The 26,909-nt window shown below is 41.8% G+C and carries 25 protein-coding genes, 2 tRNA genes and 3 rRNA genes; 29 read left to right on the top strand and 1 reads right to left on the bottom strand.

Annotation, left to right across the window (positions count from 1 at the left end):
- Window positions 1–12: 12 nt before the first annotated feature.
- From dnaX to rsmI, 20 genes are all read left to right on the top strand, one after another.
- Window positions 13–1,704: a DNA polymerase III subunit gamma/tau gene (dnaX, locus tag QE429_RS01190; protein WP_307283037.1), complete on the top strand. Its 1,692-nt coding sequence runs from the start codon at window positions 13–15 to the stop codon at window positions 1,702–1,704.
- A 28-nt stretch (window positions 1,705–1,732) separates the two neighbouring features.
- Entirely contained in the window at window positions 1,733–2,053 is a 321-nt protein-coding gene (locus QE429_RS01185) for a YbaB/EbfC family nucleoid-associated protein (protein WP_307283034.1), read from the top strand.
- Window positions 2,054–2,119: 66 nt separating this feature from the next.
- Complete coding sequence (gene recR, locus QE429_RS01180; protein WP_307283031.1) at window positions 2,120–2,716, top strand: recombination mediator RecR; 597 nt, start codon at window positions 2,120–2,122, stop codon at window positions 2,714–2,716.
- 21 nt (window positions 2,717–2,737) lie between these two features.
- Complete coding sequence (locus tag QE429_RS01175; RefSeq protein ID WP_307283028.1) at window positions 2,738–2,956, top strand: YaaL family protein; 219 nt, start codon at window positions 2,738–2,740, stop codon at window positions 2,954–2,956.
- A gap of 121 nt (window positions 2,957–3,077) precedes the next feature.
- A complete protein-coding gene (locus QE429_RS01170; protein ID WP_307283026.1) occupies window positions 3,078–3,341 on the top strand; it encodes a pro-sigmaK processing inhibitor BofA family protein in 264 nt (87 codons plus the stop codon).
- A gap of 279 nt (window positions 3,342–3,620) precedes the next feature.
- Window positions 3,621–5,158, top strand: a 16S ribosomal RNA gene (locus tag QE429_RS01165).
- A 107-nt stretch (window positions 5,159–5,265) separates the two neighbouring features.
- Window positions 5,266–5,339: transfer RNA gene (locus QE429_RS01160), tRNA-Ile, on the top strand.
- 12 nt (window positions 5,340–5,351) lie between these two features.
- A tRNA-Ala gene (locus QE429_RS01155) sits at window positions 5,352–5,424 on the top strand.
- Window positions 5,425–5,682: 258 nt separating this feature from the next.
- A 23S ribosomal RNA gene (locus tag QE429_RS01150) occupies window positions 5,683–8,618 on the top strand.
- An 80-nt stretch (window positions 8,619–8,698) separates the two neighbouring features.
- Window positions 8,699–8,815, top strand: a 5S ribosomal RNA gene (rrf, locus tag QE429_RS01145).
- Together the 16S, 23S and 5S rRNA genes with 2 tRNA genes alongside form the textbook arrangement of a ribosomal RNA operon.
- A 207-nt stretch (window positions 8,816–9,022) precedes the next feature.
- On the top strand, window positions 9,023–9,241 hold the full coding sequence (locus QE429_RS01140) for a sigma factor G inhibitor Gin (protein ID WP_307290702.1): 219 nt from the start codon (window positions 9,023–9,025) through the stop codon (window positions 9,239–9,241).
- A 95-nt stretch (window positions 9,242–9,336) separates the two neighbouring features.
- On the top strand, window positions 9,337–10,773 hold the full coding sequence (locus QE429_RS01135) for an aminotransferase class I/II-fold pyridoxal phosphate-dependent enzyme (protein ID WP_307283023.1): 1,437 nt from the start codon (window positions 9,337–9,339) through the stop codon (window positions 10,771–10,773).
- A gap of 225 nt (window positions 10,774–10,998) precedes the next feature.
- Window positions 10,999–11,619: a dTMP kinase gene (gene tmk, locus QE429_RS01130; RefSeq protein ID WP_307283020.1), complete on the top strand. Its 621-nt coding sequence runs from the start codon at window positions 10,999–11,001 to the stop codon at window positions 11,617–11,619.
- A 397-nt stretch (window positions 11,620–12,016) separates the two neighbouring features.
- Window positions 12,017–12,346 carry a cyclic-di-AMP receptor gene (locus QE429_RS01125; RefSeq protein WP_307283017.1) on the top strand — a complete coding sequence of 110 codons (330 nt, stop codon included), beginning with the start codon at window positions 12,017–12,019 and terminating at the stop codon, window positions 12,344–12,346.
- A gap of 293 nt (window positions 12,347–12,639) precedes the next feature.
- Window positions 12,640–13,647, top strand: coding sequence for a DNA polymerase III subunit delta' (gene holB / locus QE429_RS01120; protein WP_307283015.1), 1,008 nt, complete (start codon window positions 12,640–12,642; stop codon window positions 13,645–13,647).
- Window positions 13,640–14,467 (top strand): PSP1 domain-containing protein, encoded by an 828-nt coding sequence (locus QE429_RS01115; protein WP_307283012.1) that lies wholly within the window; start codon window positions 13,640–13,642, stop codon window positions 14,465–14,467. Before holB ends, QE429_RS01115 begins: the two co-directional genes overlap by 8 nt.
- Entirely contained in the window at window positions 14,421–14,852 is a 432-nt protein-coding gene (gene yabA / locus QE429_RS01110; protein WP_307283009.1) for a DNA replication initiation control protein YabA, read from the top strand. Before QE429_RS01115 ends, yabA begins: the two co-directional genes overlap by 47 nt.
- A 61-nt stretch (window positions 14,853–14,913) precedes the next feature.
- On the top strand, window positions 14,914–15,654 hold the full coding sequence (locus QE429_RS01105; RefSeq protein ID WP_307283007.1) for a tRNA1(Val) (adenine(37)-N6)-methyltransferase: 741 nt from the start codon (window positions 14,914–14,916) through the stop codon (window positions 15,652–15,654).
- Entirely contained in the window at window positions 15,644–15,931 is a 288-nt protein-coding gene (locus QE429_RS01100) for a GIY-YIG nuclease family protein (RefSeq protein WP_307283005.1), read from the top strand. Before QE429_RS01105 ends, QE429_RS01100 begins: the two co-directional genes overlap by 11 nt.
- On the top strand, window positions 15,909–16,781 hold the full coding sequence (gene rsmI / locus QE429_RS01095) for a 16S rRNA (cytidine(1402)-2'-O)-methyltransferase (RefSeq protein WP_307283003.1): 873 nt from the start codon (window positions 15,909–15,911) through the stop codon (window positions 16,779–16,781). Before QE429_RS01100 ends, rsmI begins: the two co-directional genes overlap by 23 nt.
- A 32-nt stretch (window positions 16,782–16,813) precedes the next feature.
- On the opposite strand, the gene QE429_RS01090 is transcribed toward rsmI, so the two are convergent.
- Window positions 16,814–17,098, bottom strand: a complete 285-nt coding sequence (locus QE429_RS01090) for a transition state genes transcriptional regulator AbrB (protein ID WP_307282999.1) — start codon at window positions 17,096–17,098, stop codon at window positions 16,814–16,816.
- Between the two features lie 504 nt (window positions 17,099–17,602).
- Here QE429_RS01090 and metG point away from each other — a divergent pair.
- The 9 genes from metG (at window position 17,603) to ispE (ending at window position 26,880) form a co-directional block, all read left to right on the top strand.
- Entirely contained in the window at window positions 17,603–19,570 is a 1,968-nt protein-coding gene (gene metG / locus QE429_RS01085) for a methionine--tRNA ligase (protein ID WP_307282996.1), read from the top strand.
- Window positions 19,571–19,692: 122 nt separating this feature from the next.
- Complete coding sequence (locus QE429_RS01080) at window positions 19,693–20,460, top strand: TatD family hydrolase (RefSeq protein WP_307282993.1); 768 nt, start codon at window positions 19,693–19,695, stop codon at window positions 20,458–20,460.
- A gap of 238 nt (window positions 20,461–20,698) precedes the next feature.
- Window positions 20,699–21,880, top strand: a complete 1,182-nt coding sequence (locus tag QE429_RS01075; protein ID WP_307282991.1) for a G5 and 3D domain-containing protein — start codon at window positions 20,699–20,701, stop codon at window positions 21,878–21,880.
- A 196-nt stretch (window positions 21,881–22,076) separates the two neighbouring features.
- Window positions 22,077–22,640: a ribonuclease M5 gene (gene rnmV, locus QE429_RS01070; protein WP_307282987.1), complete on the top strand. Its 564-nt coding sequence runs from the start codon at window positions 22,077–22,079 to the stop codon at window positions 22,638–22,640.
- Window positions 22,633–23,511 carry a 16S rRNA (adenine(1518)-N(6)/adenine(1519)-N(6))-dimethyltransferase RsmA gene (gene rsmA, locus QE429_RS01065; protein ID WP_307282984.1) on the top strand — a complete coding sequence of 293 codons (879 nt, stop codon included), beginning with the start codon at window positions 22,633–22,635 and terminating at the stop codon, window positions 23,509–23,511. Before rnmV ends, rsmA begins: the two co-directional genes overlap by 8 nt.
- A 341-nt stretch (window positions 23,512–23,852) precedes the next feature.
- The gene (gene yabG, locus QE429_RS01060; protein WP_307282981.1) at window positions 23,853–24,737 is read left to right on the top strand and encodes a sporulation peptidase YabG; all 885 of its coding nucleotides are present in this window, start codon (window positions 23,853–23,855) and stop codon (window positions 24,735–24,737) included.
- Between the two features lie 235 nt (window positions 24,738–24,972).
- Window positions 24,973–25,236 carry a biofilm formation stimulator Veg gene (gene veg / locus QE429_RS01055; RefSeq protein ID WP_307282979.1) on the top strand — a complete coding sequence of 88 codons (264 nt, stop codon included), beginning with the start codon at window positions 24,973–24,975 and terminating at the stop codon, window positions 25,234–25,236.
- Window positions 25,237–25,372: 136 nt separating this feature from the next.
- A complete protein-coding gene (locus tag QE429_RS01050; protein ID WP_307282977.1) occupies window positions 25,373–25,558 on the top strand; it encodes a small, acid-soluble spore protein, alpha/beta type in 186 nt (61 codons plus the stop codon).
- 452 nt (window positions 25,559–26,010) lie between these two features.
- Window positions 26,011–26,880 carry a 4-(cytidine 5'-diphospho)-2-C-methyl-D-erythritol kinase gene (gene ispE, locus QE429_RS01045; RefSeq protein WP_307282974.1) on the top strand — a complete coding sequence of 290 codons (870 nt, stop codon included), beginning with the start codon at window positions 26,011–26,013 and terminating at the stop codon, window positions 26,878–26,880.
- Window positions 26,881–26,909: the final 29 nt, after the last annotated feature.

Here is a 26,909-nt window from a genome sequence, read left to right as displayed (position 1 = left end):
GGGCGGTGTCAGTTGGCTTATCAAGCTTTATATCGTGTTTGGCGTCCGCAGGCATTTATTGATGTAGTAGGACAAGAACATGTGACGCAGACATTGCAAAACGCCCTACTTCAACAAAAGATTTCTCATGCCTATCTTTTTTCTGGCCCAAGAGGAACAGGGAAAACGAGTGCTGCTAAAATCTTAGCAAAAGCTATCAATTGTGAACGTGCGCCTGTAGCTGAACCATGCAATGAATGTGCGGCGTGCCGTGGAATTACCAATGGAACCATTCCAGATGTGTTAGAATTTGATGCTGCATCCAACTCTCGTGTAGAAGAAATGAGAGATGTATTGGAAAAGGTCAAATTTGCACCGACTGCAGTGAACTATAAGGTTTACATCATTGATGAGGTACATATGCTTTCGATTAGTGCTTTTAATGCCTTATTGAAAACACTAGAAGAACCACCCAAGCATGTAATTTTTATCTTAGCTACAACAGAACCTCATAAAATCCCATTAACGATTATCTCTAGGTGTCAGCGATTTGATTTTAGACGCATTACAGCCCATTCGATTGTAAAGCGAATGAAATTGATTGTGGACGAAACAGGAATAAATTGCGATGAGGATGCACTAAAAATGATTGCCCGCGCTGCCGAGGGTGGAATGCGTGATGCCTTAAGCCTGTTAGACCAAGCGATATCCTATAGTCAGGATCGGGTAACAGTGGAAGATGCTTTAACCGTAACCGGTTCAGTATCTCAAGGATTTCTGAATAAATTAAGTAAGTCTTTCCTAGACAAGGATGTAGCAAGCGGTTTAGAGGCATTAGAAGAGCTCTTATTCCATGGGAAGGATCCAACACGGTTCATTGAAGATTTCATTCTTTTCTATCGAGACATGCTGCTTTATAAAACTGCACCTAACCTGGAAGAGTCACTTGAACGAGTGATGCTAGATGATGAATTTCGCCAGATGGCAGAGGTTGTTCCTACCGGGCAAATTTACGAGTACATTGATTTCTTGAATAAAACACAACAAGAAATGCGCTGGACAAACCATCCGAGAATCTTTCTTGAAGTAGCCATTGTGAAGCTATGTCAAATGGAAGGTATAGAAAGAGAAGCTACACAGCCGGCAAATGTCGATCATTTGTTGTCACGAATTGAACAACTCGAAAATGAGTTACAGCAATTGAAGTCAAGCGGGATCGCAGTGTCACAGCAAGATGCTCCACCTCAACAGCAAAAGGTGGCACAGAGGGCATCGAGAAAAGGATTCCAGCCTGCAGTTGGAAGAATCAATGAAGTGTTAAAGATTGCTACTAAAAATGATTTAAATCAGATTAAAGGTAATTGGGGTGAAATGCGATCAAACTTAATCAAATCGCATGCAGCCTTGTTAAATGACGCCGAGCCAGTTGCTGCTTCGGCAGATGCCATAATTATAAAATTTAAGCATGAGATGATTTGTCAGATGGCAATGGATCGAAGGGACTTCCAAGAGGCGGTAGCTGCTACCCTTCAGAAATTAACCGGAAAAAGGTTTATATTCTTAGGAGTTCCTGAAGAGCAGTGGGGGCCGATCCGTGAAAGTTTCTTGAATAGCCAGCATGGCGATGAAGGAGAAGACAGCGAAACTAAAAGTAAGGAAGAAGAACCTCATATTTCTGAGGCGAAGAAACTTTTTGGCGCTGAATTCGTAGAAATCATAGACTAATACTAATTAAACTTTTGGAGGTAATAGAATGATGCGTGGCGGTATGGGAAATATGCAAAATATGATGAAACAAATGCAAAAAATGCAAAAGAAAATGGCGGAAGCTCAAGAAGAATTAGGTCAAAAACAAATTGAAGGAACAGCTGGCGGCGGTATGGTAAAAGTAATCGTAACCGGTCACAAAGAAGTAGTAGATGTTCAAATCAAACCTGAAGCAGTAGATCCAGACGATGTAGAAATGTTACAAGATCTTGTGTTAGCGGCAGTAAATGATGCACTTAAAAAAGCGGAAGAATTATCAAACAATACAATGGGCCAATTCACAAAGGGAATGAATCTTCCATTCTAAGCTAGATTAAATAAAAAGAGGCTGACTCTTAAGTGCAGCCTCTTTTATTAAAGGGGAAAATCGAACATGCATTATCCTGAACCGATTTCTAAGCTCATAGACAGCTTTATGAAACTGCCGGGAATCGGCCCGAAAACGGCTGCGCGCCTGGCCTTTTATGTGTTAAGCATGAAAGAAGACACCGTCCTCGATTTTGCAAAAGCACTAGTAAATGCTAAACGTAATTTAACCTATTGTTCCGTATGTGGACACATCACGGATCAAGACCCATGTTATATCTGTGAGGATCAGCGCAGAGATAGAAGTGTTATTTGTGTGGTCCAAGATCCTAAAGACGTAATAGCTATGGAAAAAATGAAGGAGTTTAACGGCTTATATCATGTATTACATGGAGCCATTTCTCCAATGGATGGAATTGGACCTGAGGATATTAATATCCCAGACTTATTAAAACGTCTTCAAGATGAAACCGTTCAAGAAGTCATCTTAGCCACCAACCCGAACATTGAAGGGGAAGCAACGGCTATGTATATCTCCCGTTTGTTAAAGCCATCAGGGATCAAAACAACAAGAATAGCCCACGGGCTGCCTGTTGGTGGAGATCTGGAATATGCAGATGAAGTAACTTTATCCAAAGCGATAGAGGGACGACGGGAATTATAAGAAACGCGGAGGAAGAAAACTATGTTTTTTCGACGTAAAGGGCGGCTTCGCAAAGAGTATGATGAGAAGCTCTTGATACAGCTAAGTCGATTGAAAGGGCATTGGCATCAAGAAAAACAGCTTTTGGAAAAAAGTTTCGACCCTTCCGAAGAGGTCATTTGCCAAACAAAAATTGCAGAAGCAAAATATATCTTCTTATTAAGAGAAGCGAAACAACGAAATTTAACCTTACTTAAATAAAATGATTAAAGCTGCCTGAACACAAAGTATGTGCGAAGGCTTTTTTTATTTTTACGGTCTATTCTCCCTAACTTGTACATAAGTTGTATTGAAAATAACTGAAGAAGGAGGGGAACATTATTTGGAGCCGATTGTCGTAATATCTGTACTAGGTGGTCTGATTCTTTTACTCTTATTCTCAGGGGCGCCCTTTAAACCAGCAAGATTTATTGGACAAGCAGCGGTTAAATTTCTCATTGGTGCGCTTTTTTTATTTTTCTTAAACACAGCGGGTAACGGATACGGGATCCATGTCCCCATCAATGTCGCTACATCTGCAGTTTCTGGTTTTCTAGGAATCCCAGGCGTATTTGCCCTAGTAGCCATACAACAATGGATATTATAGCTGTACAGGCCGCTGACCACAGCGGCTATTATTTTTTTAAAATAACTATTGACCATATGGGTTGAATGCTGTAATATAGTAAAAGTCGTCACAGAGACGGCAAAACATTAAATAAAAAGTTATTGACTTTTTATTAGTAACTTGGTAAGATTAAAAAGTCGTCTTAAGACGGCGTGAGGTTTTGTTCTTTGAAAACTAAACAAACAAAAACGTCAACAAACAATAATATTTAACTTCTTAATTGAAGTTAGCCAACGTAACAAAATGAGCTAATCAACTTTCTTGGAGAGTTTGATCCTGGCTCAGGACGAACGCTGGCGGCGTGCCTAATACATGCAAGTCGAGCGAACCACTTCGGTGGTTAGCGGCGGACGGGTGAGTAACACGTGGGCAACCTGCCTGTAAGACTGGGATAACTTCGGGAAACCGGAGCTAATACCGGATAATCCTTTTCCTCACATGAGGAAAAGCTGAAAGTCGGTTTCGGCTGACACTTACAGATGGGCCCGCGGCGCATTAGCTAGTTGGTGAGGTAACGGCTCACCAAGGCGACGATGCGTAGCCGACCTGAGAGGGTGATCGGCCACACTGGGACTGAGACACGGCCCAGACTCCTACGGGAGGCAGCAGTAGGGAATCTTCCACAATGGACGAAAGTCTGATGGAGCAACGCCGCGTGAGCGATGAAGGCCTTCGGGTCGTAAAGCTCTGTTGTTAGGGAAGAACAAGTACCGGAGTAACTGCCGGTACCTTGACGGTACCTAACCAGAAAGCCACGGCTAACTACGTGCCAGCAGCCGCGGTAATACGTAGGTGGCAAGCGTTGTCCGGAATTATTGGGCGTAAAGCGCGCGCAGGCGGTCCTTTAAGTCTGATGTGAAAGCCCACGGCTCAACCGTGGAGGGTCATTGGAAACTGGGGGACTTGAGTGCAGAAGAGGAAAGCGGAATTCCACGTGTAGCGGTGAAATGCGTAGAGATGTGGAGGAACACCAGTGGCGAAGGCGGCTTTCTGGTCTGTAACTGACGCTGAGGCGCGAAAGCGTGGGGAGCAAACAGGATTAGATACCCTGGTAGTCCACGCCGTAAACGATGAGTGCTAAGTGTTAGGGGGTTTCCGCCCCTTAGTGCTGCAGCTAACGCATTAAGCACTCCGCCTGGGGAGTACGGCCGCAAGGCTGAAACTCAAAGGAATTGACGGGGGCCCGCACAAGCGGTGGAGCATGTGGTTTAATTCGAAGCAACGCGAAGAACCTTACCAGGTCTTGACATCCTCTGACACTCCTAGAGATAGGACTTTCCCCTTCGGGGGACAGAGTGACAGGTGGTGCATGGTTGTCGTCAGCTCGTGTCGTGAGATGTTGGGTTAAGTCCCGCAACGAGCGCAACCCTTGATCTTAGTTGCCAGCATTCAGTTGGGCACTCTAAGGTGACTGCCGGTGACAAACCGGAGGAAGGTGGGGATGACGTCAAATCATCATGCCCCTTATGACCTGGGCTACACACGTGCTACAATGGATGGTACAAAGGGCTGCAAGACCGCGAGGTTTAGCCAATCCCATAAAACCATTCTCAGTTCGGATTGTAGGCTGCAACTCGCCTACATGAAGCCGGAATCGCTAGTAATCGCGGATCAGCATGCCGCGGTGAATACGTTCCCGGGCCTTGTACACACCGCCCGTCACACCACGAGAGTTTGTAACACCCGAAGTCGGTGGGGTAACCGTAAGGAGCCAGCCGCCTAAGGTGGGACAGATGATTGGGGTGAAGTCGTAACAAGGTAGCCGTATCGGAAGGTGCGGCTGGATCACCTCCTTTCTAAGGATATAAGCTGGACCTATGAGCCAGACAAAACATGTTTGTTTGATTGTTTTCTGTTTGTTTAGTTTTGAGAGTGCAAATTCTCATTCATATTTTCGTAGTGGGGGCCTATAGCTCAGCTGGTTAGAGCGCACGCCTGATAAGCGTGAGGTCGATGGTTCGAGTCCATTTAGGCCCACTTTCCTTCTACGGGGCTTTAGCTCAGCTGGGAGAGCGCCTGCCTTGCACGCAGGAGGTCAGCGGTTCGATCCCGCTAAGCTCCACTTAGTTTAATTCATTAACATTGGATTAAACGTTCATATAACTTGCATTGCTCCTGCGCCGCAGTAGTTCGAGGAAGTAATCCCTCAGCTCGTCGCAAGGCAGCATGATGTAAAGCTCTGAAGTTTAATCACGTTGTGATTGAAATCAGTAGCCTCGTTCTTTGAAAACTAGATAATCGTAAAGAAGAAAGTCAAGAAACATCGAGTAATCGCCATTTTAGTTTTCTCTCTATTATATATAGAGTAATAAACCTTTTAGGTTAAGTTAGAAAGGGCGCACGGTGAATGCCTTGGCACTAGGAGCCGATGAAGGACGGGACTAACACCGATATGCTTTGGGGAGCTGTAAGTAAGCTTTGATCCAGAGATTTCCGAATGGGGAAACCCACTGTTCGTAATGGAACAGTATCTTTACCTGAATACATAGGGTATTGAAGGCATACCCGGGGAACTGAAACATCTAAGTACCCGGAGGAAGAGAAAGCAAACGCGATTCCCTGAGTAGCGGCGAGCGAAACGGGACATAGCCCAAACCAAGAGGCTTGCCTCTTGGGGTTGTAGGACACTCTACATGGAGTTACAAAGGAACGGGGTAGATGAAGCGGCCTGGAAAGGCCCGTCAGAGAAGGTAAAAACCCTGTAGTCGAAACTTCGTTCCCTCCTGAGTGGATCCTGAGTACGGCCGGACACGTGAAATCCGGTCGGAAGCAGGGAGGACCATCTCCCAAGGCTAAATACTCCCTAGTGACCGATAGTGAACCAGTACCGTGAGGGAAAGGTGAAAAGCACCCCGGAAGGGGAGTGAAATAGTTCCTGAAACCGTGTGCCTACAAGTAGTTAGAGCCCGTTAATGGGTGATAGCGTGCCTTTTGTAGAATGAACCGGCGAGTTACGATCCCATGCAAGGTTAAGTTGAAGAGACGGAGCCGCAGCGAAAGCGAGTCTGAATAGGGCGAATGAGTATGTGGTCGTAGACCCGAAACCAGGTGATCTACCCATGTCCAGGGTGAAGTCCAGGTAACACTGGATGGAGGCCCGAACCCACGCACGTTGAAAAGTGCGGGGATGAGGTGTGGGTAGCGGAGAAATTCCAATCGAACTTGGAGATAGCTGGTTCTCTCCGAAATAGCTTTAGGGCTAGCCTCACGTTGTTAGAGTCTTGGAGGTAGAGCACTGTTTGGACTAGGGGCCCTCATCGGGTTACCGAATTCAGACAAACTCCGAATGCCAAAGACTTATCCGTGGGAGTCAGACTGCGAGTGATAAGATCCGTAGTCAAAAGGGAAACAGCCCAGACCACCAGCTAAGGTCCCAAAGTTTACGTTAAGTGGAAAAGGATGTGGAGTTGCTTAGACAACCAGGATGTTGGCTTAGAAGCAGCCACCATTTAAAGAGTGCGTAATAGCTCACTGGTCGAGTGACTCTGCGCCGAAAATGTACCGGGGCTAAACGTAACACCGAAGCTGTGGATTGACATCGTAGATGTCAGTGGTAGGAGAGCGTTCTAAGGGCGTTGAAGCTAGACCGTAAGGACTGGTGGAGCGCTTAGAAGTGAGAATGCCGGTATGAGTAGCGAAAGATGAGTGAGAATCTCATCCACCGTATGCCTAAGGTTTCCTGAGGAAGGCTCGTCCGCTCAGGGTTAGTCGGGACCTAAGCCGAGGCCGAATGGCGTAGGCGATGGACAACAGGTTGATATTCCTGTACCACCTCTTTATCGTTTGAGTGATGGGGGGACGCAGGAGGATAGGGTAAGCGCGCTGTTGGATATGCGCGTCTAAGCAGTTAGGCTGGAAAGTAGGAAAATCCGCTTTCCGTAAAGGCTGAGCTGTGATAGCGAGGGAAATTTAGTACCGAAGTTCCTGATTCCACACTGCCAAGAAAAGCCTCTAGCGAGATAAAAGGTGCCCGTACCGCAAACCGACACAGGTAGGCGAGGAGAGAATCCTAAGGTGAGCGAGAGAACTCTCGTTAAGGAACTCGGCAAAATGACCCCGTAACTTCGGGAGAAGGGGTGCTTTTTGAGGTGAATAGCCTCGAAGAGCCGCAGTGAATAGGCCCAGGCGACTGTTTAGCAAAAACACAGGTCTCTGCGAAGCCGCAAGGCGAAGTATAGGGGCTGACGCCTGCCCGGTGCTGGAAGGTTAAGAGGAGGGGTTAGCGCAAGCGAAGCTCTGAATCGAAGCCCCAGTAAACGGCGGCCGTAACTATAACGGTCCTAAGGTAGCGAAATTCCTTGTCGGGTAAGTTCCGACCCGCACGAAAGGCGTAACGATCTGGGCACTGTCTCAACGAGAGACTCGGTGAAATTATAGTACCTGTGAAGATGCAGGTTACCCGCGACAGGACGGAAAGACCCCGTGGAGCTTTACTGTAGCCTGATATTGAATTTTGGTACAGCTTGTACAGGATAGGTAGGAGCCGTAGAAGCCGGAGCGCTAGCTTCGGTGGAGGCGTCGGTGGGATACTACCCTGGCTGTATTGAAATTCTAACCCGCACCCCTTATCGGGGTGGGAGACAGTGTCAGGTGGGCAGTTTGACTGGGGCGGTCGCCTCCTAAAGAGTAACGGAGGCGCCCAAAGGTTCCCTCAGAATGGTTGGAAATCATTCGTAGAGTGTAAAGGCACAAGGGAGCTTGACTGCGAGACCTACAAGTCGAGCAGGGACGAAAGTCGGGCTTAGTGATCCGGTGGTTCCGCATGGAAGGGCCATCGCTCAACGGATAAAAGCTACCCCGGGGATAACAGGCTTATCTCCCCCAAGAGTCCACATCGACGGGGAGGTTTGGCACCTCGATGTCGGCTCATCGCATCCTGGGGCTGTAGTCGGTCCCAAGGGTTGGGCTGTTCGCCCATTAAAGCGGTACGCGAGCTGGGTTCAGAACGTCGTGAGACAGTTCGGTCCCTATCCGTCGTGGGCGCAGGAAATTTGAGAGGAGCTGTCCTTAGTACGAGAGGACCGGGATGGACGCACCGCTGGTGTACCAGTTGTCTTGCCAAAGGCATCGCTGGGTAGCTATGTGCGGACGGGATAAGTGCTGAAAGCATCTAAGCATGAAGCCCCCCTCAAGATGAGATTTCCCATAGCGTCAAGCTAGTAAGAACCCTGAAAGATGATCAGGTTGATAGGTCAGAGGTGGAAGCGTGGTAACATGTGGAGCTGACTGATACTAATCGTTCGAGGACTTAACCAAGTTTTTAGCGAACTCAATTGTTTATTGAATTTTCTTCTACATTATCTAGTTTTGAGGGAATGAAACCTCAATTTAATAGGTCTGGTAATTATGGCGAGAAGGTCACACCCGTTCCCATACCGAACACGGAAGTTAAGCTTCTCAGCGCCGATGGTAGTTGGGACGAAAGTCCCTGTGAGAGTAGGACGTTGCCAGGCAAATGAAAAGACAACCTGTATTGGGTTGTCTTTTTTGTGCTTTTTTCAAAAAGAGCATGTTCATATAAAAAGTACGAATTGTTTTAAAAGAAATCGCCTATAGACATACACCCAATTCCACTTTACAACATAGTATATTACAGGATGGAATGAGTGGAGAATTCAAAAAATTGTATACAAATATTATTTAAAGGGCAGAATGGATGTATGGAGGTGGAGGACGTGAGTTCATTTTTAGCACATAGTCATTATGAGGAAACGTGCGTTATTTGCGAAAATCTAAAACCGAAGGGCATACATCTTTATACTTCTTTTATTTGTACGGATTGTGAAAGTGATTTGATACAAACAGATACGAATGATCCAAAGTATAAATATTTTCTTAAACAGCTTAGGAAAATAACGACACCTGAAATATTTTCTTAAATAAGTCCTTTTAGGGCTTTATTTTTTTGGAATGGGTGGGGAAAGGACAACATTTTTTGTTAAAATAAATAAGACTCTTTAAAGGAAGTATGCAGATGAATACACAAATAAATACACCTCTTTTTGACGCATTAGTTAAACATAGCCAATTGAACCCTATTTCATTTCACGTCCCTGGACATAAAAATGGCTTTATCAATGAAAGTGATGCAAGCTTATTTTATGAACAGCTATTAAAACTCGATGTAACAGAGCTATCTGGCTTAGATGACTTACATTCACCTGAGGGTGTTATTTTAGAAGCTGAACAGCTATTAACTGAACTTTTTCAAACAAAGGAAAGTTTCTTTTTAATAAATGGATCAACAGTAGGCAATTTAGCGATGATCATGGCTGCTTGCTCTGAAGATGATATAGTTTTCGTTCAGAGGAATTGCCATAAGTCTGTATTAAATGCCTTAAAGCTGGCTAGAGTAAGACCTGTATTTTTAGAACCGGAATATAACGAAGAATGGAAGGTAGCTGCAGGAGTTAGAGTAGATACAGTTAAGGAAGCAATTAATCTATATCCTCATGTAAAAGCTATCATTTTAACTTATCCTAATTACTATGGAATGGTTTACGACTTGGAAGGAATTATAAAGGAAGCCCACCTTCACGAGATACCTGTTTTAGTTGATGAGGCTCATGGGGCTCATTTTATAATCGGTGCCTACTTCCCGGCTTCAGCCGTCCAATTAGGGGCAGATATGGTCGTTCAATCGGCACATAAAACACTTCCAGCCATGACAATGGGTTCATATTTGCATGTGAACAGCCACTTAGTTGATATAATTAAAGTAAAGGATTATTTGCAGATATTTCAATCCAGCAGTCCCTCGTACCCTATCATGGCATCATTGGATTTAGCGAGAAAATACTTAGCTACATACTCAAAGCAGGATATAGACGCATTACAAACGAGCATCAATCATTTTAAAGCAGAATTGGAAAACATTCCGGCGATAAAAGTATTGGCATTTCCTAATTTTCAAGGGGACCTATTAAAACTAACCATTCAAACGAGATGCGGTTTAAGTGGTTTTGAATTACAAAAGAGATTGGAAGCAGAGGCAATCTATACAGAATTAGCAGATCCATACAACGTACTCTTGGTTCTTCCTATACTAAAAGAAAATCAAACCTATCCATGGGGAGATGTAGTGAAGAAAATGAAAAAAGTAGTCGAGGATTTGCCTTATCAAGAACATGAAAGCAAACATCTCATTACAAACAATAGAATCTCTGAGTTAGCTATTCCATATCGGGAATTGGCAAACTTAGTTGAAGTAGCTATGCCGCTAGAACAGGCAGTTGGAAAAGTATGCTCAGAAACCATTATTCCATATCCGCCGGGAATTCCATTGCTATTAAAAGGAGAAGAAATAAAACAAGAAGCGGTTATACAACTTCAAGGTCTGTTAGAAAAAGGAGCAAGATTTCAAGGAGGCTCCATGCTTACTGAAGGCAGGGTTAAGGTATATATAAAATAGGTTTTGTAAAAGAACATTGTTAATTTTCAAAACCTGTTGATTGGAGCGGAAGGCGCGAAGACTCCTGTGGGAGTATGGTTCAGGGGAGACCCCGCAGGCGCGTTTCTCCGAGGAGGCTCGCCGAAACACCCACGAACCGCTCGCGCCTGGAACGGAAATCAACAGACAAGTTTAACAGAGCCAAAAAATAAAGAGTAATGTGCTTTTTAATATGGAGGTATTAGTTTGAACACTGGAATGTTTATTACATTTGAAGGTCCAGATGGGGCTGGGAAAACAACAATTTTAAGTATGGTAGCTAACCATTTTAAAGAAGCCATGGTTACTAGAGAACCTGGTGGCATCGATATTGCAGAACAAATTAGACAGGTTATCTTAAATAAAGAAAATACTGCCATGGATCCGCGAACAGAGGCCTTACTGTATGCAGCAGCACGGAGACAGCACTTGATAGAAAAAGTAAAACCGGCACTAGAAGAAGGAAAAATAGTATTATGCGACAGGTTTGTTGACAGCTCCTTAGCGTACCAGGGACATGCTCGTAACCTAGGAATTGATGAGGCATGGAGCATTAATAAGTTTGCCATTGAAGAGCTAATGCCACAGTTAACGATTTACTTTGATATTGAACCTGAGTTAGGACTAAGACGGATCAATAAGAATAAAGATAGAGAAGTCAATCGACTAGATTTAGAAGACCTCGAGTTTCACCAAAAGGTAAGAGAAGGGTACTATTTATTATTGGAGCGCTTCCCTGATCGAATTGTTAAAATTGACGCTTCAGGTACATTGGAAGAAGTATATGATCAGACCGTAAAGATAATAAGTGAAAAACTAGCAAAGTAAAGGCCTACCTATGTAGGCCTTTTTTAGATATCTATCACGTTGTTGCTTTTGTCTACCTTTTCTAAGGTTTGTTCTAATAAATAGACGGAGGAATGCCGCTTATTTGATTTTAAAACGCAAAAATGGGACACTTTTCTTTGAATAACCGGAAAAAATCCGCTTATTGGTTACTCTTCTAATTGGGCAATCCAATTAGCCAGCTTTTCGTAGTGTAGCTCTGGTTCTTAATGATAATCCTCTGCTTTTCTTTCATAATAACAATGTTTACGTAAACGGCCTTTAAAAATAGGAATTTATCGTGTGTTCCGCCCCTATAACAAATGTAAGAGGGACAATAACCTGTTATAATATAGATAAGGAACTTTTGTCGATAAATAGGAAGGAAAGGGTGTTCCACATGAAACTAATTATTGCTGTTATACAAGACCAGGATAGTAACCGATTATCAAAGGCCTTGATAGAGAATAATTTTAGGGCCACAAAACTAGCAAGTACAGGTGGATTTTTGAAATCGGGGAACACCACCTTTATGATTGGGACAGAAGATATTCGAGTGGACCGCGCGCTACAGATCATAAAAGAAAATTGTAGGGCTAGAGAACAGCTAGTATCACCTGTTTCACCAATGGGTGGCAATGCAGACTCCTTTGTACCATACCCAGTCGAAGTAGAAGTAGGCGGCGCAACCGTATTCGTCCTACCAATCGAACAATCCTTACATTTTTAATGGCTTTGTTATAGCCTTATGATAAGTTATCTCACCTGTTGATTGGAGCGGAAGGAGCGAAGATCCTCGAAAATGCTACCGCATTTCCTTCGTGCGGTGATAATTCGATGAAGTTTATTCAGTGTCCTGTGGGAGTATGGTTCAGGGGAGACCACGCAGGCGCGTTTCTCCGAGGAGGCTCGCCGAAACAACCACGAACCGCTCGCTCCTGGAGCGGAATTCAACAGAAAAGTTAACAGAGCAACTCCAGAAAAATATATTTAGCTATTATATACAGTAAGTGAGTGATTACATTGGTCAAATCATGGGATCAACTAGAAGAGCTACAGCCAACAGTCTTAAAAATGCTAAAAAACAGCTTAGTGAAAAATCGAGTGGCCCATGCGTACCTATTTGAAGGCATGAGGGGAACAGGCAAAAAGGAAATAGGCTTGCTGCTAACCAAGTCTATTTATTGTGAAAATGTAATAGATGGCTATAAACCATGCGAATCCTGTACAAACTGCCGAAGAATCAATAGTGGGAACCATCCAGACGTGCATATCGTGGAGCCGGACGGACTTTCCATTAAAGTGGACCAGATTAGGAGCCTGCAAGCAGAGTTTGCTAAAAAAGGTGTAGAATCTTTGAAAAAAGTATATTTAATCTCACATGCTGATAAAATGAGTGTGAGTGCATCTAATAGTCTTTTAAAGTTTCTTGAGGAACCTAGTCCAGGAACGGTAGCCTTTTTATTAACAGAGCAATTGCAACAGATATTACCTACAATCCTTTCGAGATGCCAAATATTAGCTTTCCAACCATTGTCTCCTCAAGTGATGACCAAACAATTGGTGGAAAACGGTGTAAAACCATCAAAAGCACCACTGTTAGCACAAATAACCAATAATTTGGAAGAAGCTCTTGCATTAAATGTCGATGAATGGTTTGCACAAGCCCAAAAAATAGTGTTAAAATTATATGAGGTGTTGAAAAAAAATCCGTTGGAGGCAATGGTCACACTCCAAGGAGATTGGTTTTCTCATTTCAAAGAAAAAGAGCAAATTAATCGTGGTTTAGATCTTTTACTTCTTATTTTTAAGGATTTACTATATATACAGCTAGATAAGCAAGAGCAAATTGTTTTCATAGAAGAAAATGAACGTTTACAACAGTTTGCTTTGCACACATCTGGACGGCGCATATCGGATCAAATGTCAGCTATTCTTGATGCAAAAAGAAAGCTGCAGGCAAATATGAATCCTCAGCTGATGATGGAACAGCTTGTGTTAAAATTGCAGGAGGGATCTTCATTTGTATGATGTTGTAGGAGTACGCTTTAAAAAAGCGGGGAAAATCTATTATTTTGATCCAGGAGAACTCTCTATTGAAAAGGATGACTTTGTCATTGTTGAAACGGTCCGCGGCGTTGAATTTGGAAAGGCTGTCATTGCTCGCAAACAGGTAGATGAGCACGATGTCGTTCTTCCACTAAAAAAGGTGGTCAGAATTGCGGACCAAAAGGATCGAATGATTGTCGAAGAGAATAAGTTTGCAGCCCAGGAAGCATATGAGGTATGTAATGAAAAGGTGAATGAACATCAACTGGATATGAAACTGGTTGATGTAGAATACACTTTTGATCGAAATAAAATCATCTTCTATTTTACTGCTGATGGAAGAGTGGATTTCCGTGAGCTAGTAAAGGATTTAGCAGCTATTTTTCGAACACGAATTGAATTACGCCAGATTGGAGTGCGTGATGAAGCGAAGATGCTTGGTGGCATTGGCCCTTGTGGGAGAATGCTCTGTTGCTCCACATTTCTAGGTGATTTCGATCCCGTTTCGATAAAAATGGCTAAGGACCAAAACCTTTCATTGAATCCTACTAAGATTTCTGGTTTATGCGGTAGACTTATGTGCTGCTTAAAATATGAAAATGATGAATATGAATCTGCAAAAGAACAATTGCCAGATTTAGGTGAAATCATTGAAACACCACAAGGAAAAGGAAAAGTAGTAGGATTAAATATATTAGAGCGGGTGCTTCAGGTTGAACTAAAGGAACAAGAACGGGTTCTGGAGTATACTTTGGATGAAATCATTAAAGAAGGTGCCTTTTCTATACAATCCACAGATTAATGAGGTGGAAGACGTGGATAAAAAAGAAATTTTTGAGTCAGTAAGTAATATGGAAACACAAATTGGACATCTTTATCAACAGCTGGGCGAATTAAAGCAGCACCTAGCCGAGATACTAGAAGAGAATCATTATTTAAAGCTTGAAAATGAACATCTGAGGCGCCGTTTAGATGTAACCACGGAAAATGGAAAGAAAGTAACAAAGAATAAGAAGGGGACAACCCCTGAAGCAACTCCTGGGGTAAAACCGTTTGATGTTGGTGAAGGGTATGATAACCTCGCCCGTCTTTATCAAGAAGGGTTTCATATTTGTAACCTTCATTTTGGGAGCTTGCGTAAGGAAGGCGATTGTTTATTTTGTCTTTCATTTCTTAATAAAAAATAACCGTAAGAGGCTGACGAAATCAGCCTCTATTTTCATACATTTAATTGAAGGATGGATACGTGTGGTTAACTTAAAAGATGATGAGCGGCTTGATTATTTACTAGCAGAAAATTTAAGAATCATTCAAAGCCCCTCCGTTTTTGCCTTTTCTCTGGATGCGGTGCTATTAGCACGATTCGTGTATGTTCCTATACAAAAAGGAAATCTGATTGATTTATGCAGTGGAAACGGAGTTATTCCGCTGTTTTTAAGTGCCCGTACCAAGGGGCAAATTACAGGTGTAGAAATACAAGAGCGATTGTATGAAATGGCGAATAGAAGTATTGAGTATAACGGTTTACAAGATCGGCTACATATGATTCACGGAGACATAAAGGAAATGCCCAAGCAGCTGGGGTATGGAAAATTTGATGTGGTTACTTGTAACCCTCCATACTTTCCAACTCCCTCAAAGGATGAAATAAATCCTAACGAACATTTAGCGATTGCTCGCCATGAAATTCTTTGTACCCTTGAGGATGCAATTAAGGCATCGAGTCAGTTAGCAAAACAAGGTGGAAAGGTGGCATTTGTGCACCGTCCGGGCAGACTATTGGATATCGTGACATTAATGCGCCAGTATAGACTTGAGCCAAAACGAATTCAGTTGGTCTATCCAAAGAAGGGAAAAGAGGCCAATACACTGCTAATAGAGGCAATTAAGGATGGCAGCCCTGACTTGAAGATATCTCCACCACTGTTTGTTTATGATGAGGATGATCAGTACACCCCGGAAATTAGGGCAGTCTTATATGGAGAATAACAACCATTATTTTTATGTGTTAACATGTAAGGATGGCAGTTTTTATGGCGGATATACCACGAACCTTGAACGCCGAGTGATGCAGCATAATGAAGGCAAGGGTGCCAAATATACGAGGGGACGAGGCCCGGTAAAGCTGACCTACTACAAAGGTTATGATAATAAAGGGGATGCACTAAGGGCAGAGCATCATTTCAAAAGTTTACCTCGAAAGAAAAAAGTCGAGTTTTTAATACGTGAAACGGGTGATGAACATGTGGCAGCAGAAAAGCTTTGAGAATGAAGATAATAAGGGAATTCTTTATCTTGTTCCCACTCCGATTGGTAACTTAGAGGATATGAGCTTTCGAGCTATTAGGATTTTAAAGGAAGCGGACTTGATTGCTGCAGAAGATACTAGAAATACAAAAAAACTATGTAACTATTTTGAAATTGATACCCCTATAGTGAGTTATCACGAGCATAACAAGGAAACGAGCGGCGAAAAATTAATTCAAAAGGTGCAGCAAGGTTTAAAGATTGCACTTGTCAGCGACGCAGGTATGCCTGCCATATCAGACCCTGGATATGAATTAGTAGCAGCTGCAGTCAGCGAGCAAGTGACGGTTGTACCGCTGCCAGGAGCAAATGCAGCAATAACCTCCTTGATTGCTTCAGGAATAGCCTGTCAGCCTTTTTATTTTTATGGGTTTTTACATCGAAGTAAAAAAGATAAACGGACTGAATTAGAAGTTTTAAAATGGCAAAAGGCCACCCTAATATTTTATGAATCTCCCCATAGGTTGAAAGAGACACTAGCCGTTATGCTTGAAGTTTTGGGAAATAGAAATATTGCTATTTGTCGCGAGTTAACAAAGAAGTATGAAGAGTTTATCAGAGGAACACTTGAAGAAGTCATCGAGTGGGCACATAATGATGAGATTCGTGGAGAGTTTTGTATCATTGTTGAAGGCACAAATGAAGAGGTAGAAGAGGGGACTAGCTGGTGGGAAGACTTATCTATAGAAGAGCATGTAAATCACTACATGTCAGTCGAAAATGTTTCTTCAAAAGATGCTATTAAGCAAACCGCTAAAGACCGTGGACTGAACAAAAGAGAAGTGTATCAAGCTTATCATATCGAATAAAAAAAACTCCGGCACTTAACGTGCCTGGAGTTTTATTTTGCTAATTCAAAGTTATTTTTAATTTCTGCTAATAATTGCTCTGCACCTTCACGGCTTAAGATTAACTTTCCACCTGCAAGAGCTAAGTTATCATCAGAAACTTCGCCAGTTACCTGACAAGTCATGTTTGGCTTGTATTTCTTTAAGATAATGCGCTCGTCATCCACATAGATTTCTAGAGCGTCTTTTTCAGCGATTCCAAGAGTACGTCTTAATTCAATCGGAATAACTACACGACCTAATTCATCAACTTTACGAACAATACCTGTAGATTTCATTTAAAGTGATCTCCTCTCAATAGTACGATATTTTATCTATTTTTATTCGTCATTATTCGACAAAATTCTTACAGATTTATAATACCAGTACTTCCCATATTCGTCAATTATTTTATTTTAAAAACAATAGAAAAAATTTTCCAAGTTAAGAAACGTTGATTTAACAAGGTTTTACTAAAAATTCATGCAATTGTCATAGATTTTTAATATTATTGGATTTTCAAATGTTTATTTAAATGAATCATACAACATTCGACAAATTTCTACAATAACAGACTTAATCCAATATATTCTTCGAGGACGTTCCCCATTTTATGGGGGTGAAAAGGAGATTTTTAAAAAAGTCTTTGAAAAAGCGTCTTCTTGCACAAAAGTTTATTTTTCGGTATATTTTGATGATAGAAGCGGGAAAAAAAGGCAATAATGAGTAGATGAGATTTAGGTTTTTTAGCCTAGTAATTGTCGATACTTAGAGCTATGTTTTTCTGATGAGGAGGAAATATAATGGAGGAAAAATTAAAAACGTTTTACCTTACCACGCCTATTTACTATCCAAGTGGGAATTTACATATAGGACATGCCTATACGACTGTTGCAGGTGATGCAATGGCACGTTATAAGCGGATGCGCGGATATGACGTAATGTACTTAACGGGAACGGATGAGCATGGACAGAAAATTCAGCGTAAAGCGGAAGAAGCAAATATTACACCACAACAGTATGTGGACGGAATTGTAGATGGAATTAAGGAGCTTTGGAAAAAGCTTGATATCTCCTATGACGATTTTATTCGTACAACAGAAGAAAGACATAAACAAGTAGTTTCAAAGATCTTTGCCAGACTTTTAGAGCAGGGGGATATTTACCTTGACCAATACGAAGGCTGGTATTGTACTCCATGTGAATCATTTTTCACAGACCGCCAGTTAGTAGATGGGAATTGTCCTGATTGCGGACGACCAGTAGAGCTTGTTAAAGAAGAATCTTACTTCTTTAGAATGAGCAAGTATGCTGACCGCCTATTAGCCTATTATGAGGAAAATCCGGAGTTTATCCAACCTGAATCTCGTAAAAATGAAATGATTAATAACTTCATTAAACCTGGTTTAGAGGATTTAGCTGTATCAAGAACCACCTTTGATTGGGGAATAAAAGTTCCTGGCGATCCTAAGCATGTCATTTATGTTTGGATTGATGCTCTATCCAATTATATTACTGCGCTTGGATATGGAACGGAAAATGACTCTAAATATTTAAATTACTGGCCGGCAGATGTTCATCTTGTTGGTAAAGAAATTGTACGCTTCCATACTATTTATTGGCCAATCATGTTAATGGCACTGGATCTGCCGCTGCCAAAGAAGGTTTTTGCCCATGGATGGTTATTAATGAAAGATGGCAAAATGTCTAAGTCAAAAGGGAATGTGGTAGACCCTGTGACATTAATCGACCGTTACGGTTTAGATGCCCTTCGCTACTACTTATTAAGAGAAGTACCGTTCGGTGCAGATGGTGTATTCACTCCAGAAGGATTTGTCGAAAGAATCAACTTTGACTTAGCCAATGACTTAGGAAATCTATTAAACAGAACGGTTGCGATGATTGAGAAGTACTTTAATGGTGTGATTCCTGATTATACTGGATCAATCAGTGAGTTTGATGAGTCATTACTGCAAATGAACCGTGAAACTATTCAAAAATATGAAGAAGCGATGGAAAAAATGGAGTTCTCTGTTGCGTTAACATCCATTTGGCAGTTAGTCAGCAGAACCAATAAGTATATTGATGAAACACAGCCGTGGACTTTAGCTAAGGATGAAGAGAAAAAAGGTGAGCTTGCAAGTGTAATGGTTCATTTAGCCGAGTCATTACGCAGAATGGCGATTCTTTTACAGCCATTTTTAACACGTACTCCTGATGGAATCTTTAAACAACTGGGAATTCAAGATGAAGGTCTAAAAACATGGGAAAGTCTTGAAAGCTTTGGCGTAATCCCAAGTGGAACGAAAGTAGAAAAGGATGCTCCGTTATTCCCAAGACTTGAAATTGCGGAAGAAGTAGATTTTATTAAAACTAAAATGCAAGGTTCTTCTCCTGCAGCAGAAGAAAAGAAAGAGGAGCAGAAAGAAGATAAACCTGAACCAATCGAGGAAATCTCAATCGATGATTTTATGAAAATTGATTTGCGTGTAGCTGAAGTCGTTGAAGCAGAGCCAGTGAAGAAGGCAGACAAGCTTTTGAAGCTGCAACTTGATTTGGGTTACGAAAAGCGACAAGTGGTTTCAGGTATTGCCCAATACTATAAGCCGGAAGAGTTAGTCGGACGCAAAGTGATTTGTATAACAAATTTAAAGCCTGTTAAACTTCGCGGTGAATTGTCACAAGGAATGATTTTAGCGGGGTCAAAAGATGGCCAGCTTTCCTTAGCAACTGTTGACCAGACGTTACCGAATGGTTCGAAGGTAAAATAATGTAAAAAAAAAGCGCCAATTATGGCGCTTTTGCTTTTCGTTGTTTCACGTGAAACATTATTCGCTAAATTTTGTCTTTTTAGAAAAAAATAAAGTGTATTGCTGAAAAAAGGAGAAAAGTTATGTTATTTGACACACATGTACATTTAAATGCAGATCAATATGATGAGGACCTAGAGGAAGTTATCGCAAGGGCGCAGGAAGCAGGAGTCACTAATATGGTGGTTGTCGGATTTGACCGGCTAACGATTACAAGAGCAATGGAATTAGTAGAACAATATGACTTTTTATATGCCTGTGTTGGCTGGCACCCAGTGGATGCAATCGATATGACAGAAGAGGATTTAGAATGGATTGAGGAGTTAGCATCCCATCCCAAGGTTGTAGCCATCGGTGAGATGGGGTTAGATTACCATTGGGATAAGTCTCCGAAAGAAATTCAGAAAGAGGTATTTCGTAAACAAATCAGATTGGCTAAAAAAGTAAAACTGCCAATCGTGATCCACAACCGGGAAGCGACAGCAGATATCGTAGAGATATTAAAGGAAGAAGAGGCTGAAGAAGTAGGGGGAATCATGCATTGCTTTAGCGGCAGCCCAGAAGTGGCGAAAGAGTGTGTAAAAATGAACTTTTACATTTCTCTCGGGGGGCCTGTGACCTTTAAAAATGCCAAAAAACCGAAGGAAGTAGCAGCAGAAATTCCTTTAGATCAATTGCTCATAGAAACAGACTGCCCTTATTTAGCTCCACACCCATATCGCGGAAAACGAAATGAACCGGGTTATGTTAGGTTGGTAGCTGAAGAAATTGCCGAAATAAAGGGCTTGACATTAGAAGAAGTGGCAGAGGCAACGACACGAAATGCTAAAAAAGTATTCGCCATAAAATGATAGGGGAATTTGTCGAAGCTGCGGGAAGCCTGTCTTAATTTTTTCTGATAACAAAAAGTTCTACATGTCTCCTTTTCAACATAGGATAACCGTGTCGATAAGTTTTTCTTTGCAAATTTTCCAGTTTTGTGCATAATTAGAAATACCTTCACAGGTGATGCAGGGATTGACAGCCGACACAATAGGTTCTCTATAATCTCTCCAAGAAAAGGAGGCGTTTTTCATCGTATTCCAAAACATGAAAAACCTGTTTCCCAAGTCTTTGAGTGGAAGGTCATGGGTCATCATTTTTGCTAGTCTAGTAGTTTTGCTAACTACTTTTGGGATTCTTGTTTATGAAGGATCGAAGAAGACAGTCGCAATGACACTGAATGGCAAAGAGATGGTCGTGAAAACACATGCAGATACGATCAAAGAGTTATTTGATGAAATGGATGTCTCACTTCGCTCACAAGACTACTTGTATCCAAACGCTAATACAAAGGTGAAGGACCACCTTAAGGTTGTTTGGAAACAAGCAAACAAGGTTCACATTGTCAAAGACAACGAGAAGAAAACGATCTGGACAACAGCCAAAACGGTGGCTGGGCTCTTAAAAGAGCAGAAAATTGCATTAAATGAGCATGATCAAATTTCACCGAAACCACAAGCGGCAATAAAAGATAAGATGAATATAAAAATAAAGTTCGCTTTTCATCTTACATATGTGGACGGCGGTAAAGAACAACAAGTTTGGACCACTTCGGCTACGGTCGCTGACTTTTTAACACAACAGGGAATCATACTAGATAAACTAGACCGAGTTGAACCGTCATTAACAGCAACCATCAAAAAGAATGGTGTAGTTAACGTCATTCGAGTAGAAAAAGTCACCGATGTAGTGGAAGAACCAGTTCAGTTTGCCGTGGTTACGAAAAAGGATGAAAGTCTAGAAAAAGGAAAAGAAAGAGTTATAAGTGCGGGTATGCATGGCCTTGTTTCCAGGCAGTACGAAGTCGTGCTGGAAAATGGAAAAGAGGTATCTAGGAAACTAATAAGTGAGCAAAATCTCAAAGAAAAAAAGGATAAAATTGTGGCTGTCGGAACGAAGGACCTGGCTTTACAAGTATCTCGTGGTGCTGTAGAAACAGGCAAAGAGTTTTATGTATCGTCAACAGCCTATACTGCAAATTGTAATGGCTGTTCCGGTCGTACGGCAACGGGTCTAAACTTACGTGCTAATCCGAATATGAAAATCATCGCTGTTGATCCTAGAATTATTCCGCTGGGTACGAAGGTGTATGTGGAAGGCTATGGATATGCGGTAGCTGCAGATACAGGCGGAGCGATAAAGGGTTATAAAATTGATGTTTTCATGCCGTCTAACCAGGATTGCTATCGATGGGGCCGAAAGAAGGTAAAAATTAGAATTTTACAGTAGTTTTTCTATGCAGAGGGTCCTTCCTCTGCATTTTGCTTTTTCTGAGATTTTCTTTATACTTACATCGATACATACTTTTCTTTTTTCTTACTCTAGTGTATGAATCTGTTCAATAATATAGACGATGGACATTACAAAATTGTTTCAAATTTTTTTCAATTTTTCTTATTTTATTACGAAGGAATTGGCTTGTATTATGAAGATTAAAGAAATCATTGTTGTTGAAGGAAAAGATGATACAACGGCAATTAAACGAGCCGTTGATGCAGATACAATCGAAACGAATGGTTCAGCAGTTAATCAAGCAACCATTGAAAAGGTCAGAAGAGCCCAGGAGACAAGGGGAGTAATTATTTTTACTGACCCTGACTTTCCAGGCGAAAAGATTAGAAAGACCATTGCAGAGAGTGTACCCGGCTGTAAACATGCCTTCCTGACCAAAGCAGAAGCAATTGCGAAGGGTGGAAGGGGACTAGGGGTGGAGCATGCCAGTCCTGAAGCGATAAGGGAAGCACTAAAGGATGCTCAGATTCTAAAAGATATACCTTCAGAGGTCATCACTCAGGAAGATTTGATAACAGCTGGCCTCATTGGCGGTGATGGCGCTAAAGAGCGCAGAATCTTGCTGGGAGAGATTTTAAAAATTGGCTATACCAATGGGAAACAATTGCATAAACGCTTAATGATGTTTCAAATAAGCAAACAGGAATTTGCAGAAGCATTAAGCGTTGTCTTACATCGGGAGGAAGAAAATGAATAAAGATATTGCAACCCCTGTGAGAACAAGGGCGATTTTAGAGAAATATGGTTTTTCATTTAAGAAAAGCTTAGGTCAAAACTTCTTAATCGACACAAACATTTTAAAAAAGATTGTTAGTTTTGCGGATTTAACTGAGAATTCAGGTGCTATTGAAATTGGCCCAGGAATTGGAGCACTTACGGAACAATTAGCTCGTTCGAGTAAAAAGGTCGTGGCCTTTGAAATTGATCAACGACTTTTACCTATTCTGAAGGATACATTATCACCCTATCCACATGTCAAAGTGATTCATAAAGATGTTCTTGAAGCAGATGTACAAAGTGTAATGACTGAAGAATTTCAGGACATGGAAGATATTATGGTCGTGGCGAATTTGCCTTACTATGTCACCACGCCGATTATTATGAAGCTTCTGGAGGAGCATCTGCCTATTCGTGGAATTGTTTGTATGCTTCAAAAAGAGGTGGCAGACCGTATTTCGGCTAAGCCAGGCACTAAGGATTATGGTTCACTTTCTATTGCCGTACAGTATTATACAGAAGCTGAGACCGTTATGATTGTCCCTAAAACGGTGTTTGTTCCACAGCCCAATGTAGATTCTGCTGTCATTCGCTTAACCAGACGCAGCCAGCCGGCGGTTTCTGTGAAGGATGAGAACTTCTTTTTCCAAGTGACGAAAGCAAGCTTTGCACAGAGGAGAAAGACGATCTTGAATAACTTAACGAGTCAGCTCCCGGATGGAAAGCAGAAGAAGGAAGAAATCCTTTCCGCGCTATCAGCAAGTGGAATTGAGCCAACGCGCAGGGGAGAGACCCTCTCATTAGAGGAATTTGGCCTATTAAGCGATGAACTATACCCATACTTCCATTAGACCCTTGATAAAGGGTCTTTTTTAATGATAAGAAAGTATAAAATTCAACTTCAAGAATTGTCCAGCTCCAGCGCCTAGCCAGTTTTCATCCTGAATAGTCTACCTTGAGTATCTTGTAACAATCATGGCTTGATAAAGCGATGATTGTTACAGCTCGGGTCAAATAACCTTCGGCAAGTAAAGTCAAAGAGCGACTTTTCTTGCCGAAGAACATTTGCCTGTCGGGGCTGACCAAGGTGCTTGCGCTTTTCTATTCACAAGGACAACAGGCTTTGCATAGCCTAAGAAAGAGGAAATTATATAGAAAAGGCCTTTTTGCTGGTCTTATTGGAGTGACAGCAGTGAATATAAAAATAAACGATGTGGTAGGTAGAAAATCATATAACTGTGATATTCTATTTCGCGTTATTGATATTCAACATATGAATGGCCAAAGACTTGCCATCCTTTATGGAGAGGACTTTCGCCTTGTTGCGGATTCACCTTTCAATGATCTAGTCGTCATCGATCTAAATGAACGAGTGAAGCTGGAACAGGAATATAGGGTGCTGGAGGAGCAATCATTAAAGTTGTTTGAACAAGATGTGGATCTAATAAGGCAGAGACAGGAATATGAGGCCACAGGGGGATATGTGAAGCCTAGTAATTACTTTCAAATCCCAGGGAAGGTCCTTCATTTAGATGGAGATCCCGCTTATTTAAAAAAATGTATGCTGTTATACGAAAAAATAGGGATACCTGTTCTCGGGATACATTGCAACGAGAAGGAAATGCCAGAAAAAATTGGGGAACTCATTGATTACTACCGGCCCGATATTCTTGTAATCACCGGCCACGACGCCTATTCGAAAGCAAAGGGAAAGATAACCGATATTAATGCCTACCGCCATTCTAAGCATTTTGTCCAAACAGTCAGAGAGGCGAGGCGAAAAATCCCTCACTTAGACCAACTTGTCATCTTTGCAGGCGCCTGTCAGTCACATTTTGAATCTCTCATCCATGCAGGAGCCAACTTTGCCAGTTCCCCATCTAGAATTAATATCCATGCTTTAGATCCTGTCTATATTGTTGCAAAAATAAGTTTTACCCCTTTTATGGAGAGAATAAATGTTTGGGATGTTCTTAGAAACACATTGACTGGAGAAAAGGGGCTTGGAGGAATTGAAACAAAAGGGGTCTTACGAACAGGAATGCCCTACCGGCCCCACCAAGAAGAAGAGGAATAAGCCTTTAGAGAAGAGGAAGTACGCAACAATTCGTACGACCCCATTATTCTAATGGGCTTATTTTTTTTTGGATACATAATCCTTATACAATCAGGTAACGATAGAAATGTTGAATTTTAAGAGAAAAAGTAGAAGAAAAATTATTGACAATCTTTTTGTTGGACTGATATAATTTATGTTTTTGTTTGACAGAACTATGTCAGTGTGTTATACTTTACACAGTGAGGTGGACCGAATGCCAAAAACCTTAGCCGATATTAAAAAGGCTCTCGACACAAATTTAGGGAAAAGGTTACTGCTAAAGGCAAATGGAGGACGTAGGAAGACGATTGAACGTTCCGGTGTTTTAGCTGAAACTTACCCATCAGTTTTTGTTATTGAACTAGACCAAGATGAAAACTCATTCGAGCGTGTTTCATACAGCTATGCGGATGTGTTAACAGAGACAGTTCAAATTACATTCTACGATGAAACAACAGGACATGTAGCTTTAAGTTAGTATATAAGCAATGAGTGGCAGTAAACTTAAAGTTTACTGCTTTTTGCTGTCTTTAAGTGGCCGATTGTTACTCAAGTTATCAAAACGTGCTTTTAATCCATACTAATAATGCTGTGGATTGAAAGGGGCTGTTTGAATGGCTAGAAGAAGAGGGATTATGTCGGATCGGTTAAAAGAAGAGCTTGCAAAAGAACTTGGTTTTTATGATGTGGTTCAAAAAGAAGGTTGGGGCGGTATCAAGTCTAAGGACGCAGGAAATATGGTAAAGCGGGCCGTAGAACTTGCCCAACAGCAAATGATCAATCGACGTTCACATTTTTAATCCTTAGGCTATGTTAAAGAGCAGTGTTGATTTTTACACCCTATTGATTGGAGCGGAAGGCACGAAGACTCCTGTGGGAGTATGGTTCAGGGGAGACCCCGCAGGCGCAAGCGCCGAGGAGGCTCGCCGAAACACCCACGGAAAGCGAAGTGCCTGGAGCGGAAATCAATAGGCAAGTTTAACAAAGCCAATTCTTAAAATGGTTCGAGCATTTCGTTTAAACAAATCTGTCCCACAGCTGCCAGGGGGCCATGCCCTCTGGTATTTATCTATCTTTTGATTCATATTTTTGCTAAGTTTGTGATAAAATAATTAAATTTATTAAGATATATGAGAACTGACGTCTTACATTTATCATTTTGTGGTAAAATAGGACAAAATGTGGATTTTTCGGAAAGCGCCCGTGCGATTGGCTCGCTTGAGGGTGGATCATATAGAAGTAGGTGGACGTAGTGAAGCTTTTAGTTAAAGCACCGGCCAAAATCAATTTATCATTAGATGTTTTACATAAACGTCCGGATGGATATCATGAAGTGGAAATGATTATGACAACCATCGATTTGGCTGATCGGGTGGAATTAACCCTATTAAATCAAGATAAAATACATATTCTTTCACATAACCGGTATGTTCCGGATGATCAGAGAAATTTAGCTTATCAGGCGGCACAGCTGTTAAAGGATCGTTTTCAAGTAAAGAAGGGTGTAGTGATTACCATTGAAAAAACGATTCCAGTTGCTGCAGGACTTGCTGGGGGAAGCAGTGATGCAGCTGCCACATTGAGAGGATTAAATAAGCTTTGGGATCTTGGGCTGACATTAGATGAATTAGCGGAACTTGGTTCCGAAATTGGTTCGGATGTATCCTTTTGCGTGTACGGTGGCACAGCTTTAGCAAAGGGAAGAGGAGAGATCATTACGGAACTCCCTGCACCCCCAACATGCTGGGTGATTCTGGCGAAGCCGTTTATAGGTGTCTCTACCGCTGAAGTATACCGAAGACTGGATGTTAACGGAGTGAAGCATCCAGATATTCAAGGAATGATTCAAGCCATTAATCAGAACGATTACCAAAAGGTATGCAGTAATGTTGGAAACGTCCTTGAAGAAGTGACGTTAAACCTTCATCCTGAAGTAGCCCAAATAAAGGATCAAATGAAGCGATTTGGAGCTGATGCTGTTTTAATGAGCGGAAGTGGTCCAACTGTTTTTGGGATTGTGCAGCATGATTCCCGGATGCACCGAATCTATAATGGGCTAAGAGGATTCTGCGATCAGGTTTTTGCCGTCCGAATGTTAGGTGAACGGCACACGCTTGATTAGAGGCGTACAATAATATATTCTTGAAGTAG

Origin of the sequence: Bacillus sp. SORGH_AS_0510, from assembly GCF_030818775.1 — a bacterium.
Classification (GTDB): Bacteria; Bacillota; Bacilli; order Bacillales; family Cytobacillaceae; genus Neobacillus.
This window is presented reverse-complemented; position numbering and strand designations above follow the sequence as displayed.

What these genes read in the sequence shown, in the direction of transcription:
- QE429_RS01185 (WP_307283034.1), top strand. Translation starts at nt 1,733, where the DNA reads ATGATGCGTGGCGGTATGGGAAATATGCAAAATATGATGAAACAAATG.
- recR (WP_307283031.1), top strand. Translation starts at nt 2,120, where the DNA reads ATGCATTATCCTGAACCGATTTCTAAGCTCATAGACAGCTTTATGAAA.
- QE429_RS01175 (WP_307283028.1), top strand. Translation starts at nt 2,738, where the DNA reads ATGTTTTTTCGACGTAAAGGGCGGCTTCGCAAAGAGTATGATGAGAAG.
- QE429_RS01140 (WP_307290702.1), top strand. Translation starts at nt 9,023, where the DNA reads ATGGAGGTGGAGGACGTGAGTTCATTTTTAGCACATAGTCATTATGAG.
- QE429_RS01135 (WP_307283023.1), top strand. Translation starts at nt 9,337, where the DNA reads ATGAATACACAAATAAATACACCTCTTTTTGACGCATTAGTTAAACAT.
- QE429_RS01125 (WP_307283017.1), top strand. Translation starts at nt 12,017, where the DNA reads ATGAAACTAATTATTGCTGTTATACAAGACCAGGATAGTAACCGATTA.
- yabA (WP_307283009.1), top strand. Translation starts at nt 14,421, where the DNA reads ATGAAATCATTAAAGAAGGTGCCTTTTCTATACAATCCACAGATTAAT.
- QE429_RS01100 (WP_307283005.1), top strand. Translation starts at nt 15,644, where the DNA reads ATGGAGAATAACAACCATTATTTTTATGTGTTAACATGTAAGGATGGC.
- rsmI (WP_307283003.1), top strand. Translation starts at nt 15,909, where the DNA reads ATGTGGCAGCAGAAAAGCTTTGAGAATGAAGATAATAAGGGAATTCTT.
- QE429_RS01090 (WP_307282999.1), bottom strand. Translation starts at nt 17,098, where the DNA reads ATGAAATCTACAGGTATTGTTCGTAAAGTTGATGAATTAGGTCGTGTA.
- metG (WP_307282996.1), top strand. Translation starts at nt 17,603, where the DNA reads ATGGAGGAAAAATTAAAAACGTTTTACCTTACCACGCCTATTTACTAT.
- QE429_RS01080 (WP_307282993.1), top strand. Translation starts at nt 19,693, where the DNA reads ATGTTATTTGACACACATGTACATTTAAATGCAGATCAATATGATGAG.
- QE429_RS01075 (WP_307282991.1), top strand. Translation starts at nt 20,699, where the DNA reads ATGAAAAACCTGTTTCCCAAGTCTTTGAGTGGAAGGTCATGGGTCATC.
- rnmV (WP_307282987.1), top strand. Translation starts at nt 22,077, where the DNA reads ATGAAGATTAAAGAAATCATTGTTGTTGAAGGAAAAGATGATACAACG.
- rsmA (WP_307282984.1), top strand. Translation starts at nt 22,633, where the DNA reads ATGAATAAAGATATTGCAACCCCTGTGAGAACAAGGGCGATTTTAGAG.
- veg (WP_307282979.1), top strand. Translation starts at nt 24,973, where the DNA reads ATGCCAAAAACCTTAGCCGATATTAAAAAGGCTCTCGACACAAATTTA.
- QE429_RS01050 (WP_307282977.1), top strand. Translation starts at nt 25,373, where the DNA reads ATGGCTAGAAGAAGAGGGATTATGTCGGATCGGTTAAAAGAAGAGCTT.